Source organism: Peterkaempfera bronchialis, from assembly GCF_003258605.2.
GTDB lineage: Bacteria > Actinomycetota > Actinomycetes > Streptomycetales > Streptomycetaceae > Peterkaempfera > Peterkaempfera bronchialis.
Map to the genome: position 1 here is coordinate 2,328,429 of NZ_CP031264.1, position 15,629 is coordinate 2,344,057.

The 15,629-nt window shown below is 73.8% G+C and carries 14 protein-coding genes; 5 read left to right on the forward strand and 9 right to left on the reverse strand.

The features are described from left to right. Positions 1–240: 240 nt before the first annotated feature. Positions 241–1,665 carry a sensor histidine kinase gene (locus C7M71_RS10200; protein ID WP_111491914.1) on the reverse strand — a complete coding sequence of 475 codons (1,425 nt, stop codon included), beginning with the start codon at positions 1,663–1,665 and terminating at the stop codon, positions 241–243. Beyond that, positions 1,662–2,393 (reverse strand): response regulator transcription factor, encoded by a 732-nt coding sequence (locus tag C7M71_RS10205; RefSeq protein WP_111491913.1) that lies wholly within the window; start codon positions 2,391–2,393, stop codon positions 1,662–1,664. The genes C7M71_RS10200 and C7M71_RS10205 overlap by 4 nt, the downstream gene beginning before the upstream one ends. Positions 2,394–2,601: 208 nt before the next feature. Between C7M71_RS10205 and C7M71_RS10210 the strand changes: the two genes are divergently transcribed. Further along, positions 2,602–3,090, forward strand: coding sequence for a hypothetical protein (locus tag C7M71_RS10210; RefSeq protein ID WP_162824206.1), 489 nt, complete (start codon positions 2,602–2,604; stop codon positions 3,088–3,090). 171 nt (positions 3,091–3,261) lie between these two features. After that, on the forward strand, positions 3,262–4,056 hold the full coding sequence (locus C7M71_RS10215) for an MgtC/SapB family protein (protein ID WP_111491911.1): 795 nt from the start codon (positions 3,262–3,264) through the stop codon (positions 4,054–4,056). Between the two features lie 8 nt (positions 4,057–4,064). Here the strand turns inward: C7M71_RS10215 and C7M71_RS10220 are convergent, their stop codons facing one another. Together C7M71_RS10220 and hppD are read right to left on the reverse strand one after the other, a co-directional pair. Further along, entirely contained in the window at positions 4,065–5,429 is a 1,365-nt protein-coding gene (locus tag C7M71_RS10220) for an FAD-binding oxidoreductase (RefSeq protein ID WP_111491910.1), read from the reverse strand. Positions 5,430–5,515: 86 nt separating this feature from the next. Continuing rightward, positions 5,516–6,664, reverse strand: a complete 1,149-nt coding sequence (gene hppD / locus C7M71_RS10225) for a 4-hydroxyphenylpyruvate dioxygenase (RefSeq protein ID WP_111491909.1) — start codon at positions 6,662–6,664, stop codon at positions 5,516–5,518. Positions 6,665–6,840: 176 nt separating this feature from the next. Between hppD and C7M71_RS10230 the strand changes: the two genes are divergently transcribed. Further along, on the forward strand, positions 6,841–7,329 hold the full coding sequence (locus C7M71_RS10230) for an Lrp/AsnC family transcriptional regulator (RefSeq protein ID WP_111491908.1): 489 nt from the start codon (positions 6,841–6,843) through the stop codon (positions 7,327–7,329). Between the two features lie 3 nt (positions 7,330–7,332). On the opposite strand, the gene C7M71_RS10235 is transcribed toward C7M71_RS10230, so the two are convergent. From C7M71_RS10235 to C7M71_RS10250, 4 genes are all read right to left on the reverse strand, one after another. Then, a complete protein-coding gene (locus C7M71_RS10235; protein ID WP_407675884.1) occupies positions 7,333–8,136 on the reverse strand; it encodes a S16 family serine protease in 804 nt (267 codons plus the stop codon). Positions 8,137–8,232: 96 nt separating this feature from the next. Then, complete coding sequence (locus C7M71_RS10240; RefSeq protein ID WP_111491907.1) at positions 8,233–8,883, reverse strand: IclR family transcriptional regulator; 651 nt, start codon at positions 8,881–8,883, stop codon at positions 8,233–8,235. Between the two features lie 315 nt (positions 8,884–9,198). Beyond that, the gene (locus C7M71_RS10245) at positions 9,199–10,398 is read right to left on the reverse strand and encodes a sensor histidine kinase (RefSeq protein ID WP_111491906.1); all 1,200 of its coding nucleotides are present in this window, start codon (positions 10,396–10,398) and stop codon (positions 9,199–9,201) included. Next, on the reverse strand, positions 10,395–11,051 hold the full coding sequence (locus C7M71_RS10250; protein WP_111491905.1) for a response regulator transcription factor: 657 nt from the start codon (positions 11,049–11,051) through the stop codon (positions 10,395–10,397). Before C7M71_RS10250 ends, C7M71_RS10245 begins: the two co-directional genes overlap by 4 nt. A 330-nt stretch (positions 11,052–11,381) precedes the next feature. On the opposite strand from C7M71_RS10250, the gene alr reads away from it, so the two are divergent. Together alr and C7M71_RS10260 are read left to right on the forward strand one after the other, a co-directional pair. Further along, the gene (gene alr, locus C7M71_RS10255) at positions 11,382–12,605 is read left to right on the forward strand and encodes an alanine racemase (RefSeq protein ID WP_111491904.1); all 1,224 of its coding nucleotides are present in this window, start codon (positions 11,382–11,384) and stop codon (positions 12,603–12,605) included. A gap of 13 nt (positions 12,606–12,618) precedes the next feature. Then, positions 12,619–13,692, forward strand: a complete 1,074-nt coding sequence (locus C7M71_RS10260) for a D-alanine--D-alanine ligase family protein (RefSeq protein WP_111491903.1) — start codon at positions 12,619–12,621, stop codon at positions 13,690–13,692. A gap of 75 nt (positions 13,693–13,767) precedes the next feature. Here the strand turns inward: C7M71_RS10260 and C7M71_RS10265 are convergent, their stop codons facing one another. Then, positions 13,768–15,552, reverse strand: coding sequence for a DEAD/DEAH box helicase (locus C7M71_RS10265; protein ID WP_111491902.1), 1,785 nt, complete (start codon positions 15,550–15,552; stop codon positions 13,768–13,770). Positions 15,553–15,629 lie beyond the last annotated feature (77 nt).

Here is a 15,629-nt window from a genome sequence, read left to right on the forward strand (position 1 = left end):
ACGGGCGGCGGGCAAGGCGGGGCGAGGCGGAGGCGAGGGGCCCGTGTCGGGTGGGGGTGGTGCCGCTCGCCCCCGCCGGTCGGGGGTGTGCCTGGTCGCGGGTGGGCGTGGCGACGTCGGCGGTCTGCTTGACCACGTCGCACGTTAGCGAAGCGGCAGGTGGCTGGGGCGGCGCCTCAGCTGGGCATAGCCCTGCCGTAAGGCCCGCTTAACGAATCCGCTCGGCGCAGCGGCCGACGGTCAGCGGCGGGAGACGGCCCGGACGCCGCCCCGGCGGCGCGAGCGGCGGGCGAGGCGGCGGCTGAGGCCGTCGGTGCGGGGCTCGACGCGGGTCTGGAGGCGGAGCCGGATCTCGGTGCCGCCGAGCAGCACCGAGCGGCCCACCGCCATGTCGCCGCCGGTGGCCTCGGCCATCTTCCGCACGATGTCGAGCCCGAGCCCGGTGGACCCCTCGCCGCCCTGCCCCTCGCCGCGCCGCAGCGCCGCCTCGGGGTCGGCGATGCCCGGGCCGGCGTCCGAGACCATGAGGATCACCGCGTCGTCGCCGGTGTGCACATCCACCGAGAAGGCGACGCCCTCCTTGGTGTGCCGGAAGACATTGCCCAGCAGCGCGTCCACCGCGGCGGCGAAGTCGCCCCGCTGCACCGGGACCAGTACCGGGGCGTCGGCGCCGGCCAGTTGCCAGGCGCGGCCCTCGTCCTCGGCGAGCGCCGACCAGAAGCCGACCCGCTCCCGGATCACCTCGGCGGCGTCGCAGCCCACGGCGACCGCCGGCTGGTCGCCGACGGTCCGGCGGGCGGCGCGGATGATCTGGTCCACCTCGCGTTCCAGCTGGGCGACCCCGTGCCGGGTCGCCTCGGCCGCGTCGCCCTCCCCCAGCGAGGCGGCGTTGAGCCGCAGCACGGTGAGCGGGGTGCGGAGCCGGTGGGAGAGGTCGGCGGCCATCTCCCGTTCGGCGGCCAGCAGGTGGACGACCCGGTCGGCCATGGCGTTGAAGGCGACGGCTGCCTCCAGCAGCTCCTGCGGGGCCCCTTCCGCCCTGCGGCCGTCCACCGGGACGCGTACGGCGAGGTTGCCGGAGCCCAGCGAGCGGGCGGCGGCGGCCAGCCGCCGCGCGGAGGAGACGATCCGGGCGCCCATCCGGTCGGCGACCGCGACCGAGATGGCGACCAGCGCGAGTGCCACCAGGCTGAGTACCAGCCAGGCGGTGCCGACGCCCCGGGTGAGGTCGGCCTCGGGGACGTACACCTCGACCACGGCCTTGCGGTTGATGTCCACCGCGATCGGCTGGAGCAGCGCGAAGCCGCCGGGGACGTGCACGGTGAAGGAGCGGCCCCGGCGGGTGGCGGTTGCCAGGTCGTCGGCGGCGGCGCGGGCGGTGCCGACGGTGGTGAGCGCCTGCGGGGCGACGGTGCCGCTGGCCGGCGGTACATGGACGGCGACCCGGTGCTCGGCGCCGGCCTGGGTGGAGGCCACCGCCCGTTGGAGGGCCTCCCGGTCGGTGGTGATGGCCAGGGCCGGGCCGAGGGCTGCCGCCTGCCGTTCGGCGGCGGCGAAGGCCCGGTCGCGGGCGGTCTCCCGGACCATCAGGCCCAGCGGGATCAGAAAGGCGAGGGCCACCATGGTGGTGCCGGCGATGGCCGCCTTCACCAGCGCCCATCTCACCGGTGGCGCTCCCGCCCGGCGTCCGCCGGGGTGGGTGACCCCGCGTCCGGCGGGGCCTCCAGCTTGACGCCGACGCCGCGCACGGTGTGCAGATAGCGGGGGTTGGAGGCGGTCTCGCCGAGTTTGCGGCGCAGCCAGGAGAGGTGGACGTCGATGGTCTGGTCGCCGCCGTAGGTCTGCCGCCAGACCTCGGCGAGCAGTTCCTTGCGCGGTACGACCACGCCGGGCCGGGCGGCGAGGAAGGCCAGCAGGTCGAACTCACGCCGGGTCAGGTCGAGCCGCGCGCCGTCCAATGCGGCCTCACGCCGCTGGAGGTCGATGTACAGGCCGCCGACGCGCAGCAGTTGGGCGGCGGGTGAGGCTCCCGCGCCGGCGCGGCGCAGCACGGCCGCCATCCGGGCGGAGAGGTGTTCGCCGGAGAAGGGTTTGATGAGGTAGTCGTCGGCGCCGTCGTTGAGCAGCCGGACGATCTCCGCCTCCTCGTCGCGCGCGGTGGAGATGATGACGGGGACATTGGTGAGTCCCCTGATCATCTTCAGTGCCTCGCTGCCGTCCAGGTCGGGCAGTCCGAGGTCCAGGATGACCAGGTCGCAGCCGACCTGGGCGACCTCCCTCAGGGCCTCCAGTGCGGTTCCCACACTGCGGACGGCGTGACCGGCGTCGGAGAGGTGCCGGATCAGGGCGGAGCGGACGAACGGGTCGTCCTCGACCACTAGCACAGTTGCCATGGCCCGCACCGTACGCCATTCGGGTGATTCACGTGCATGACATGACGAGGCTTGCGATACGGCAGGATGGCCCTCGATGCGGAGAGGAATCGTGCATTTGGGCGCCTGGGCGGTGGCCACCGGAGCAGCGGTGTCACTGTCCTGGTTCGGCGTGCACGCGGTGCTTTCGGACAGTGCGTTCGATCCGCCCCGTACGCTGACGGTCCCTTTGACCGACGGTCCGTCGGGTCCCGACGCCTCGTCCACCCGGCTGCCGCTCGGCGAGCTGGGTCCGGCGACGGCGCGGGCGGCCGAGCCACGGGAGACGGCGACCGTGCCGAGCGCGACGCCGAGGGCGACCGTGAGCCCCTCGGTGGGGCGTCGGCAGTCGGTGCCCCAGCAGCGGCCGACGGGCGGGGCGGCCTCACCGACCGGGCAGACCGGACAGACCGGACAGACCAAGCCGGCCAAGCCGGCCGGTGGCGCGGGGGCGGACGGCGAGGTGCGCTCCATCTCGGTGACCGGCGGCCGGGTGGCGGTGGAGATGCATCCCGACTTCGCCGAGCTGGTCTCCGCGACGCCCGACCCCGGGTGGGAGATGGAGATGTGGGCCGGTGAGCAGTGGATCCGGGTGGACTTCTCCCGGGACGGCGCCGCCAACTCGGTCTTCGTCACCTGGAACGGCCACCCGCCGACGGTGCAGACCGTCAACCGCTGACGCCCGCCCGGCCGGGCGCGGGGGTGCGGCGGCGTACGCGAGGAGCGGGGCGGCGGACGGCGGTGGCGCGCGGCCCGGCCGCACTGCGGGCCGCCTCGCCGGACCGGGTAGCCGCCGCACCCCCGGGGTAGTCATCGCATCCGTAGGACGGCAGCGAACAGGAGGCGCCCCGTGCAGTCGATCGCCTCACCACTGTGGCAACTGGGGGACGGCCAGAGCTTGCGCCAGCTGACCGAGCTGGGCCTGGCGCTGGTGTTCTCCACACTGATCGGCCTGGAGCGCGAGGCGAAGCAGAAGAGCGCCGGGCTGCGCACCCACACGCTGGTCGGGGTGGGCAGCGCGCTCTTCATGGAGGTCTCCCAGCACGGCTTCACCAATGTCCTGCTGCTGCACGGCATCTCCTTCGACCCCTCCCGGGTGGCCGCGCAGATCGTCTCCGGTATCGGCTTCATCGGCGGCGGGCTGATCTTTGTGCGCCGGGATGCCGTCCGGGGCCTCACCACCGCCGCGACCGTCTGGCTGACCTGTGCGATCGGCATGGCGTGCGGCGGCGGGCTGCCGGTGCTGGCCGGTGTCGCCACGGCGGTGCACTTCCTGGTGGTCCGCGGCTATCCGCTGGCCACCCGGCGGCTGCCCGCCGTGCTGTCGGCCGAGCGGGTCGAGATCCAGCTCAGCTACTCCGTCGGCGAGGGGCTGCTGGCGCGGGTGCTGGAGCTCTGTACCGGCGGCGGCTTCCAGGTGCTGGACGTACGGGTGGACCGGGCGCCCTGGAAGGACGGCCTCACCACCCGCCGGGCCCGCAGGAGGGATGTCACGGAGGGCGAGGAGGAGGCAGCGGCGGTCAGCGCCGATGTGCTGCTCACGCTGGAGGGGACGGGGGATATGCCCCGGCTGGTGGCGGCCATCTCCGAGCTGGACGGCATGCTCAGCGTCGGCGCGGCGGGCGAGGCGGACGCGGCCGAATAGCGGGGCGTTCAGACCACCTTGCCGGGGTTGAGGATGCCCAGCGGGTCGAAGACCGACCGGATGCCGCGCTGGAGCTCCACCCCGACCGGTCCCAGCTCGCGGGCCAGCCACTCCTTCTTCAGCAGGCCAACGCCGTGCTCGCCGGTGATGGTGCCGCCGAGTTCCAGGCCGAGGGCCATGATGGCGTCGAAGGACTCCCGGGCGCGGGCGGCGGCGGCCGGATCGGCGGCGTCGAAGACCACCACCGGGTGGCTGTTGCCGTCCCCGGCGTGGGCGCAGACGCCGATGGTCAGCCCCTGCCGCTCGGCGATGGCGGCGACGCCGTCCAGCAGCGCGGCGAGCTGCGAGCGGGGCACCGCCACGTCGTCGATCATGTTGGTGCCGAGCCGTTCCAGGGCGGGCAGCGCGAGCCTGCGGGCCTGGAGCAGCAGCTCGGACTCGGCGGCGTCCTCGGCGGGCACCACCTCGGTGGCCCCGGCGGTGCGGCACAGCTCGGCGACGGCGGCCAGGTCGGCGGCCGGGTCGGGGGTGTCGAAGGCGACCAGCAGCAGGGCCTCGGTGGTCTCCGGCAGTCCCATCCGGGCCATGGCGTTGACGGCCCGCACGGTGGTGCGGTCCATCAGCTCCATCAGCGACGGGGTGTGCCCGGAGGCCATCACCGCGCAGACCGCGTCGCAGGCGGCCCCGGCGGAGGGGAACTCGGCGGCCAGGGCCAGCTGCGGCGCGGGGGCGGGGCGCAGCGCCAGTACGGCCCGGACGACGACGCCCAGGGTGCCCTCGGCGCCGACGAAGAGCCGGGTGAGGTCGTATCCGGCGACGCCCTTGGCGGTGCGGCGGCCGGTGTGCAGCAGGCGGCCGTCGGCGAGGACCACCTCCAGGCCCAGCACATACTCGGCGGTGACGCCGTACTTGACGCAGCAGAGGCCGCCGGAGCCGGTGCCGATGTTGCCGCCGATGGTGCAGGTCTCCCAGCTGGAGGGGTCCGGCGGGTAGCTGAGGCCGTACTCGCCGGCGGCGCGGGAGAGGGCGGCGTTGACCACGCCGGGCTCGACGGTGGCGGTGCGGTTGACCGGGTCGAGGTCGAGGATGCGGTCCATCCGGGTGAGCGAGAGCACGATGCAGCCGTCGACGGCGTTGGCGGCGCCGGACAGGCCGGTGCGGGCGCCCTGCGGGACGACGGGGACCCGCAGCCGGGTGGCGGTGCGCATCACATGCTGCACCTGCTCGACGGTGGTGGGGTGGACCACGACGGCGGGCACGCCCGAGGCGCAGAACCCGGCCATGTCCTGGCGGTAGGCGGCGGTGACGTCGGGATCGGTGGCGACGGCCTGCGGCGGCAGGCCCTCCAGCAGCAGGTCGACCAGGTCGCTCACGGCGTGTCGCCTCCTGTGCGGCTCGGTACTCTCCCCGACCTGCAACTCTTCCGCAGGGTCGCAGGTCGGGGCAAGCCGTGTACCGGTCAGAGGTTGCCGCGCCGCTCCTGCTCGCGCTCGATGGCCTCGAAGAGGGCCTTGAAGTTGCCCTTGCCGAAGCCCATGGAGCCATGCCGCTCGATCATCTCGAAGAAGACGGTCGGCCGGTCCTGGACCGGCTTGGTGAAGATCTGGAGCAGATAGCCGTCCTCGTCGCGGTCGGCGAGGATCTTCAGCTCGCGCAGCTCCTCCAGCGGCACCCGGGTCTCGCCGACCCACTCCCCCAGGGTGTCGTAGTAGCTGTCGGGGGTGTCCAGGAACTCCACACCGGCGGCGCGCATGGCCCGCACCGAGGCGACGATGTCATTGGTGGCCAGCGCGATGTGCTGGACGCCGGGGCCGCCGTAGAACTCCAGGTACTCGTCGATCTGCGACTTCTTCTTGGCCACGGCCGGCTCATTGAGCGGGAACTTCACCTTGCGGGTGCCGTCCGCGACCACCTTGGACATCAGCGCGGAGTACTCGGTGGCGATGTCGTCGCCGACGAACTCCTTCATATTGGTGAAGCCCATCACCCGGTTGTAGAAGGAGACCCACTCGTCCATCCGCCCCAGCTCGACATTGCCCACGCAGTGGTCGATGGCCTGGAAGAACCGGCGGGCCGGGGGCGCGGTGATGGGCTCGCGGGCGGCGTAGCCGGGCAGGTACGGGCCGTCGTAGCCGGAGCGGTCGACCAGGGTGTGCCGGGTCTGCCCATAGGTGGCGATGGCGGCCAGCATCACGGTGCCGTGCTCGTCCTTGACCTCGTACGGCTCGTCCAGACCGGTGGCGCCGTGCTCGACGGCGTAGGCGTAGGCGGCCCGTACGTCGGGGACCTCGACGGCCAGGTCGACCACGCCGTCGCCGTGCTCGGCGACATGCTCGGCGAGGAAGCGGCCGCGCTCGGTGGCCGCCTTGACGACCGAGGTGAAGACGAACCGGGCGCCACCGGACTCCAGCACATAGGAGGCGGCCTCCCGGCTGCCCGTCTCGGGGCCGGCGTAGGCGGTGCAGCGCATGCCGAAGGCGGTGGAGTAGTAGTGCGCGGCCTGCTTGGCGTTGCCGACGGCGAAGACCACGGCGTCCATCCCGCGCACCGGGAAGGGGTCGGCCTGTCCGGCGTGCGCGGGGCTGGGGAGTTGGGTGGTGTCGGTCATGGCGGCCTCCCTGTGGGGCGTACGCGTCCGGTACCCGGGGCTGTACAGCGGTGTGGGGTTACCGTGGCGCCGCTCACACCGTTGCGCAACCGTTCGCCGGATGGGTGGTCACCCTGTACAGGCGCACCCGGTTCGCGGCACCATTCCTGTACAGGTTGCGCACCGATCGGAGGCCCATGGACGCCACCCCGCTGGACCGGCTCGACGGCCGCCTCATCCGGCTGCTCGCCGACGAGCCGAGGATCGGGGTGCTGGAGTGCTCGCGCCGCCTCGGGGTGGCCCGGGGCACGGTGCAGGCGCGGCTGGACCGGCTGCGGGCCCGGGGCGTGGTCCGGGGCTTCGGGCCGGAGCTGGAGCCGGCCGCGCTGGGCTACCCGGTGACCGCCTTCGCCACCCTGGAGATCTCACAGGGCCAGGGCGCCAGCGTACGGGCCCATCTGGCCTCGGTGCCGGAGGTGCTGGAGCTGCACACCATCACCGGGCAGGGCGACATGCTCTGCCGGATCGTGGCCCGCTCCAACGCCGACCTCCAGCGGGTGATCGACCGGGTGGTGGGCTTCGACGGCATCGTCCGGGCCTCCACCGCCATCGCCCTGGAGAACCCGGTGCCCTACCGGGTGCTCCCGCTGGTCGAGCAGGCGTCGGGGGAGACCGGACCCGGCTGACTCTCAGCAGGTGGGCACGGCGGAGCCGCTGTTCAGCGCGTTCAGGGCGGCGATGGCGCCGTCCAGGGTCCGCACCGGGATCAGCCGCAGCCCCTTGGGCGTGTTGACCCGGGCCTCGCCGCACTCGGCGGTCGGCACCAGGAAGACGGTGGCCCCGTCGCGGGCGGCGGCCAGGGTCTTCAGGGCCACCCCGCCGACCGCGCCGACCCGGCCGGAGGCATCGATGGTGCCGGTGCCCGCGACCACCCGGCCGCCGGTGAGGTCGCCGCCCCTGCCGTTGCCGTCCAGCTTGTCGATGATGCCGAGGGTGAAGAGCAGCCCGGCACTGGGGCCGCCGACGTCGGCGAGGTTGAGGGTGACCTTCACCCGGTCCGGGTCCAGGTGCAGCCGGCGCAGCGCGGCGGCGGTGGCGGCGTCCTGGGACTGCCGCATCTCGGCGGTGTTCTCCCGCTCCACCTGGGCGACGGAGCGGCCGGCCGGGTAGACGGCCTGCCGGGGCACCACGGCCCGGTCCGGGTCCGGCCAGGCCGCCAGTGCGGTGGCCAGGCTGATCTCGTCGCCGGGCGGGGTGGCCGCGATGGTGGTCATCCGCAGCTGTCCGCTGGTGCGGCGCAGCGGTGCACCGCTGATCACGATCACCTGCTCGCCCCGGTACTCGCCGAGGGTGTCGGCGGTGATCCCGGGCTGCATGATCGTGTACGGCAGGGGCACCAGCGCGGCCACCGCGTAGAGCGCGACCAGCAGCAGGGCGCAGAGCGCGAGGGCGCGGGTCCGGGGGGAGGGCATCACGGCAGGCACGTCGGGCATCAAAACACAGCGCGGTGCCGGCGTGCGCACCGGTCCCGCCCGGCACGCCGTACGGGGCCGGGTCCGGCGGGCCCGCGCCGGCGGGTCGGCCGGGGGTCAGCGCAGGGCGTCGGCGACCTCGGTGGCGGCCTCCACCACCCGGGGACCCACCCGCTCCGGCACCAGCCCGCTGAGCATCACCACGCCGACGCTGCCCTCGATGCCGCTCAGCCCCACCAGGGCGGCGGCGGCGCCGCACGCCCCGGACTGCTCCTCGGCGCGGGTGATGACAAAGCCGGGGTCGGGGCGGTGGCCGTTGCCGTGGCTGCGGGCGGCGAGGATGGCCCGCCCGGCGGCGCTGTCGCCCAGGGCGTGCCGCAGGCCGGTCCGGTACGCCACATGGAAGTCGGTCCAGCTGGGCTCGACGACGGCGACCGCCAGCGCCTCGCTGCCGTCCACCAGGGTGAGGTGCGCGGTGGCGCCGAGGTCCTCGGCGAGGCTGCGCAGCGCGGGCAGCGCGGCCTCGCGCAGCAGCGGGTGGACGCGGTGGGCGAGCCGCAGCACGCCGAGGCCGACCCGGGCCCGGCCGCCGATGTCGCGCCGGACCAGTCCGTGCTGCTCCAGGGTGGCGAGCAGCCGGTAGACCACGGTGCGGTTGACGCTGAGCCGGCCGGCCAGCTCGGTCACCGTCAGGCCGCGCTCCGAGTCCGCGAGGAGTTTGAGGACCCTCACTCCGCGGTCCAGGGTCTGCGAGGTCTCAGCGGTCACGACGCGCGATCCTTTCCGCGGCGGTCACCGGTCCCGACGGGTGCCGGTCTCGGGGTCGGACGCGCAGAGGCCGGCGACGGCGTCGTCGGCGGCGTCGGCCCCGCGACGCTTCCTCGCGGAAGCGTGCACGAAAGGTAGTGAGCCGGGAGCACTCAGCGGAAGTGGTTGTCCAAAATTCGGTCAAGATCGAGATCTAACGAGGGGACGTTCATGGACATCCCGCTCGAATCGGCGCGCTGTCGAGACCATCCCGTGTCCTCTGAAGGGGGCCTGGTCCGGAGTTCGGACACGTACGGACACGCGCCTCCGCCGCCGTCAGCCGTTCCGGCGGGGTGGCGCGGGGGGTACTGCGGGCACCGCGAGCCGCACCTCCAGGCCGCCGCCGGGGCGCGGCCGGGCGTCGGCGGAGCCGCCGTGAGCATGGGCGACCGCACGGACGATGGAGAGGCCGAGCCCGCTGCCCCGGGCGGAGCCGACCCGGTCGGTGAGGCGGCGGAAGGGGGCGAAGAGCACCGGGATCTCATGCGGGGAGACGACCGGGCCGGTGTTGGCCACGGTGACCTGGGCGCCGTCGCGGCCGCGGCCGGTCTCCACCCGGATTCGGCCATCGGCGGGGGCGTTGTAGCGGACCGCGTTGTCGACCAGGTTGCGTACCGCCTGCTCCAGCAGCAGCGGGTCGCCGATGGCGCGCGCCGGGGCGAGCACCGCGTCGAAGCTGATGCCGTGGCGGCGGGCCTCCGGTCCGGCCGCCTCGATGACGGCGCGGGCCAGGTCGGCGAGGTCCAGCGGAAGCCGTTCGGTGAGGGAGTCGTCGGCGCGGGCCAGGGTGAGCAGCGCGTCGATCAGGCGCTCATGGCGGACGCTGACCGCGAGCAGGTTCTCGCCGAGCCGCAGCACCTCGGGCGGTGCGTCGGGGCGGCTCATGGCCACTTCGACCAGGGTGCGGTTGAGCGCGATCGGGGTCTTCAGCTCATGGGCGGCGTTGGCGATGAAGCGGTCCTGACCGGCGAACGCCTGGTCGAGCCGGTCCAGCATGCGGTCGAAGGAGTCGGCGAGGGTCTTCACCTCGCCCGGCGGCGCCTCCAGGTCGATCCTGCGGTGCAGGGTGTGTCCGGCGATCCGCTCGGCGGTGGAGCTGATCAGGCTGAGCGGGCGGAGCAGCCGACCGGCCACCAGCCAGCCGGCGGTGGTGGCCACCACGCCCACGCAGAGCGCCGCCAGGGTGCCCTTGAGCAGCAGGTTCCGCTGCATGGAGGCGAGGATGACCCGCTTGGTGGCCTCGTCCCCGGCATGCCGCTCCGCGAGGTAGATCCGCACCTCCGGGGGCGCCTGCGGGCCTCCGGTGTAGCTGTCGAAGGCCAGGTCCATGCTGTAGTGCATGGAGTTGATCACCAGCACCAGCGAGACGGCGAGCACCGCGGCGGCGGCGGTGAAGAACATCAGGCCGTAGACGAGGGTGAGGTGCCGCCGGAGGCTGCCGTCCCACAGCGGCCGGCGGTCGGCGGACCCGCTCATGGCACGCGGTATCCGACGCCGGTGACGGTCTCCACCGGGGTGGGGTCGCCCAGCTTGCGGCGGAGTGAGCGGATGGTGACCCGGACGATGGTGGTGAACGGGTCGACGTTCTCGTCCCAGACCCGCTCCAGCAGGTCCTCGGCGGAGACCGGGGCGCCCTCCGCCCGCAGCAGCTCCTCCAGGACGGCGAACTCCTTGCGAGAGAGGGCGATGTGCCGGCCGTCGCGGTAGGTCTCGCGGTGGTGCGGGTCCAGCCGGATGCCGGACCGCTCCAGCACCGGCGGCGCGGCGGGCCGGGAGCGGCGGCCCAGCGCCCTGATGCGGGCGACGAGTTCGGCGAAGGCGAAGGGCTTGGCCAGGTAGTCGTCGGCGCCCAGGCTGAGCCCGGCGACCCGCTCCGCGACGGTGGTGGAGACGGTGAGCATCAGGATGCGGACCTCGCCCCCGGCCTCGGCGGTGCGGCGGCACACCTCGTCGCCGTGGACCAGCGGCAGGTCGCGGTCGAGGACCATCACGTCATACTGGTGGACGGCCAGCCGCTCCAGGGCCGCCGCCCCGTCGTGGACCACGTCCACGGCGAAGGTCTCCTGGCGCAGGCCCTCGGCAATGGCGCCGGCCAGCATCTCCTCATCCTCGACGACCAGTATCCGCATGCTTCTCCCTGTTCGTACGGCCGCGCGAGCGGCCTCACCCAGTATGCGGTGGGGGGTGTCGCGGCCAGGACGCGAGGCGCGGGCGGGGGCGGGCAGGGGGCGTTGGCGGGCGCGGGCACTCACGGTGCACTCACTCCCCCTGGTGTGAGATGGACCGCACCGGCACTGCCGTGCCACCGGCGGAGGAGGCCCCCGACAGGCCGTGGACCAGGGAAGACGTGAGATCCATGTGAGCATGTGTGCTCACATCGAGCTCACTGCTGCTCATGTGAAGGTAGAACCTTACGGGCACAGGTGTGCCATCGGCAGGGACGGCAGAGGGGGGCGCGTATGCGCGGTACCGCAGTGGACGAGGCGAGGCCGACACCGGCGGATCCGGCGGCGGACGACCCGGGGGCGGGATCGGCGTACGCGGAGGCGGTCGTGGACCTCGGCGCCATCGCCCGCAACACGGCGGTGCTGGCCGAGCACGCCGGTTCGGCGGCGCTGATGGCGGTGGTGAAGGCCGACGGGTTCGGGCATGGCGCCCTGCCGGTCGCGCGCACCGCGCTGGCGCACGGCGCGAGCTGGCTGGGCGTGACCTCCACGGCGGAGGCGCTGCGGCTGCGCGAGGCCGGTATCGACGCGCCGATGCTCAGCTGGATGCACCTGCCCGGCGAGGACTTCACCCCGGCGCTGCGGGCCGAGGTCGACCTGGCGGTCCCGTCGCTGGCCCACCTGGCCGGCCTCGCCGCCTCGGCCGAGCGGGCCGGGCTCCCGGCCGCCGTCCATCTCAAGGTCGACACCGGGCTGCATCGCGGTGGCGCCTCGCCTGCCGACTGGCCGCTGCTGGTCGAGGCCGCGCGGACCTTCGAGCGGCAGGGGCTGCTGCGGGTGCGCGGACTCTGGTCGCACCTGGTGCACGCCGACCGGCCGGACCACCCCGGCACGGATGAGCAGATACGGGCCTTCGAGGCCGCCGTCGCACTCGCCCACCGGGCCGGGCTGCGGCCGGACCTGCTCCACCTGGCCAACTCGGGGGCCGGGCTGGCCAGTCCACGCACCCGCTACGACCTGGTACGGGCGGGCATCGGGCTGTACGGGGTGGAACCGGTGCACGGGCAGCAGTACGGCCTGCGCCCGGCGATGACCCTGCGGGCGCGGGCCATCATGGCCCGCCGGGTGCCCGCCGGGGAGGGCGTCTCCTACGGGCATGAGTACACCACCGGGCGGCCCACCGGCCTGCTGCTGGTGCCGGTGGGCTTCGCCGACGGGGTGCCCCGGGCGGCCGGCGGCCGGGCCCGGATGTGGGTCGCGGGCGACCGGCGGCCGGTGGCCGGGCGGATCGCCATGGACCAGTGCGTGGTGGACTCGGGGGACGCCGCCGTCGCCATCGGCGAGGAGGTGGTGGTCTTCGGCCCCGGCGACCGGGGCGAGCCCACCGCCGCCGACTGGGCCGACTGGGCCGCCACCAACCCCCACGAGATACTCACCGGCGTCGGCCCCCGGGTGCCGCGCCGCTACCTGCCGGCCCCGGCCGGCCGAATCGACGAGGAGGACAGCGTCCGTGACTGAGCGGGACGGAAGGATGGAGGTCGCCGTGGTCTTCGGCGGCCGCAGCGGGGAGCACGACGTCTCCTGCGCCTCGGCGGCAGGCGTGGTCACCCACCTGGACCGGGAGCGGTACGCGGTCCGGCCGGTGCGGATCACCGCCGCAGGCGAGTGGGTGGTCGGCCCCCGCGCCCTCCCCGCCGGCACCTACGGGGTCGCGGACCTGGTACGGCTCACGCCGGCCGCAGACGTACCCGCGTGGCAGTCCCTCACCGAGGCCGCGCCCGCGCTGGGCACCGCCGACATGGTCCTGCCTGCGCTGCACGGGCCGTACGGGGAGGACGGCACGGTCCAGGGCCTGCTGGAGGTGCTGGGCGTGCCGTACGTCGGCAACGGGGTCGCGGCGAGCGCCGTCGCCATGGACAAGGACGTCACCAAGCGGCTGCTGGCCGCCTCCGGGCTGCCGGTGGCCGCCTCGGCGCTGCTCTGCGGGCCGGACTGCGCGCTGCCGCCGGACGAGCAGCAGCGGCTGGGGCTCCCCGCCTTCGTCAAGCCCGCCCGCGCCGGGTCGAGCCTGGGCGTCAGCCGGGTGGAGCGCTGGGAGGAGCTGGACGCGGCGGTGGCACTGGCCCGGGAGTCGGACTCCAAGGTGCTGGTGGAGGAGGCGGTGCTCGGCCGCGAGGTGGACATCGCGGTGCTGGAGCACCCGGACGGGCGGCTGGAGGCGGGCCCGCCGCTGGAGATCCGGGTGGGCGGCGGACAGCGGTTCTTCGACTACGAGGCCAAGTACCAGGACGCGGCGACCCGGTTCGAGATACCGGCGCGGCTGGACGAGGGGATCACCGCCGAGCTCCAGCGGCTGGCGATGGGCGTCTTCGAGACCCTGGGCTGCGCCGGGCTGATCCGGGTGGACTTCTTCCTGCGCGGCGGCACGGAGCCGGTGGTCAACGAGGTCAACACCTTCCCCGGCTTCACCGCGGCCTCCCAGTACCCGCAGATCTTCGAGGTGGCGGGGCTGTCCTACGGCGACCTGCTGGATGTGCTGATCGCCACCGCCCTGGTCCGGGCGGGCCGCCGTCCGGCGCCGCTGGCCGCCGGGGCCGCCCGCTGAGACGCCTCCGTGCCCGCTGTGCCCGCTCCCACCGGGGAGCGGGCACAGCGGGCACAGTGCCGTTCTGAGCGGTGCTCACCCGGCCCGGGTCGCCCACTCCTGGATCTTGGCGATCCTGGCCTTGAGCTGCCCGGCGGTGGCCTGCGCCGTCAGCGGCCCGCCGCAGACGCGGCGCAGCTCGTTGTGGATGGTGCCGTGCGGCTGGCCGGTGCGGTGGTGCCAGGCGCCGACCAGGCCGTTGAGCTCCTTGCGCAGCTCGCGGAGCTCCTGGTGGGTGACGACCGGCCGCTTGTCGGCGGGCAGCTCCAGCAGATCGGCGTCCTCGGGGGGCTTGCCCTTGCTGCGCTGGATCTGCCGGTGCTGCCGCTTCTGGAGCAGCATCTGCACCTGGTCCGGCTCCAGCAGCCCGGGGATGCCGAGGTACTCCTCCTCCTCTTCGCTCCCCGGGTGGGCCTGCATGCCGAACTCCATGGCGTTGTACAGCACCCGGTCGAAGACCGCGTCCGACTCCAGCGCCTCGAAGGAGAGCCCGTCCTGCTCGCCGTCCGGCTCGTCCTTGGCCTGGTTGGCCTGGGCGACCAGCGCGTCCTCCTCGTCGAAGAGGCCGTCGCTCTCCTTCTTGGGCCGGTCCAGCACATGGTCCCGCTGCAGCTCCATCTCATTGGCGAAGCCCAGCAGCATCGGCACCGACGGCAGGAAGACCGACGCGGTCTCGCCCCGCTTGCGGGCCCGGACGAACCGCCCCACCGCCTGCGCGAAGAAGAGCGGCGTGGAGATGGAGGTGGCGTAGACGCCCACCGCGAGGCGCGGCACGTCGACGCCCTCGGAGACCATCCGGACCGCGACCATCCACCGCTCGTCGCTCTCCGAGAAGTCGGTGATCCGCTGCGATGCCTCGGTCTCGTCGGAGAGCACCAGGGTGGCCTTGTGCCCGGTGAGTTCGCGGATCATCTTGGCGTAGGCGCGGGCGGCCGTCTGGTCGGTGGCGATGACCAGGCCGCCGGCGTCCGGGATGGCCTTGCGGACCTCGGTGAGCCGCCGGTCGGCGGCGCGCAGCACATTGGGCATCCACTCGCCCTGGGGGGCCAGCGCGGTGCGCCACGCCTGGGCGATGGCGTCCTTGGTCATGGGCTCGCCGAGGCGAGCCTCGACCTCGTCCCCGGCCTTGGTGCGCCAGCGCATGTTGCCGCTGTACGAGAGGAAGATCACCGGTCGCACCACATGGTCGGCCAGCGCGTGCCCGTAGCCGTAGGTGTAGTCGGCGACGCTCTTGCGGATGCCGTCGCCGCCGGCCTCGTAGCAGACGAACGGGATGGGGTTGGTGTCCGAGCGGAAGGGCGTGCCGGTGAGCGCCAGCCGCCGGGTCGCCGGTTCGAACGCCTCGAAGCACGCCTCGCCCCAGGACTTGGAGTCGCCCGCGTGGTGGATCTCGTCCATGATCACCAGGGTCTTGCGGCCCTCGGTGCGGTTGCGGTGCAGCATCGGGTTGACGCCGACGCCCGCGTAGGTGACCACGATGCCGTGGTAGTCGCGGGAGAGCGGACCCGAGGAGTAGGCCGGGTCCAGCCTGATCCCTATCCGGGCGGCGGCCTCGGCCCACTGCTTCTTCAGGTGCTCGGTCGGGGCGACCACCGTGATCTGCTGCACCAGGTGGTTGTGGAGCAGGTACGACGCCAGCGTCAGCGCGAAGGTCGTCTTGCCGGCGCCGGGTGTGGCGACCGCCAGGAAGTCGCGCGGCTGCGTCTCGATGTACTTGTCGAGGGCCCCCTGCTGCCAGGCGCGGAGCTTCCCCGCCGTGCCCCAGGGGGCGCGTCCGGGGAAGGCCGGGGAGAGATGGTGGGAAGTGGTTGCGGTACTCACGGTCTCCGAGGGGTTTGTCGGGCATCGCCGCAGGTCAGCGCAGAACACCCGGCCATTCGGCGGTCGGGCGGCCCGCT

What these genes read in the sequence shown, in the direction of transcription:
- alr (WP_111491904.1), top strand. Translation starts at nt 11,382, where the DNA reads ATGCGCGGTACCGCAGTGGACGAGGCGAGGCCGACACCGGCGGATCCG.
- C7M71_RS10250 (WP_111491905.1), bottom strand. Translation starts at nt 11,051, where the DNA reads ATGCGGATACTGGTCGTCGAGGATGAGGAGATGCTGGCCGGCGCCATT.
- hppD (WP_111491909.1), bottom strand. Translation starts at nt 6,664, where the DNA reads ATGACCGACACCACCCAACTCCCCAGCCCCGCGCACGCCGGACAGGCC.
- C7M71_RS10235 (WP_407675884.1), bottom strand. Translation starts at nt 8,136, where the DNA reads ATGCCCGACGTGCCTGCCGTGATGCCCTCCCCCCGGACCCGCGCCCTC.
- C7M71_RS10230 (WP_111491908.1), top strand. Translation starts at nt 6,841, where the DNA reads ATGGACGCCACCCCGCTGGACCGGCTCGACGGCCGCCTCATCCGGCTG.
- C7M71_RS10245 (WP_111491906.1), bottom strand. Translation starts at nt 10,398, where the DNA reads ATGAGCGGGTCCGCCGACCGCCGGCCGCTGTGGGACGGCAGCCTCCGG.
- C7M71_RS10260 (WP_111491903.1), top strand. Translation starts at nt 12,619, where the DNA reads ATGGAGGTCGCCGTGGTCTTCGGCGGCCGCAGCGGGGAGCACGACGTC.
- C7M71_RS10205 (WP_111491913.1), bottom strand. Translation starts at nt 2,393, where the DNA reads ATGGCAACTGTGCTAGTGGTCGAGGACGACCCGTTCGTCCGCTCCGCC.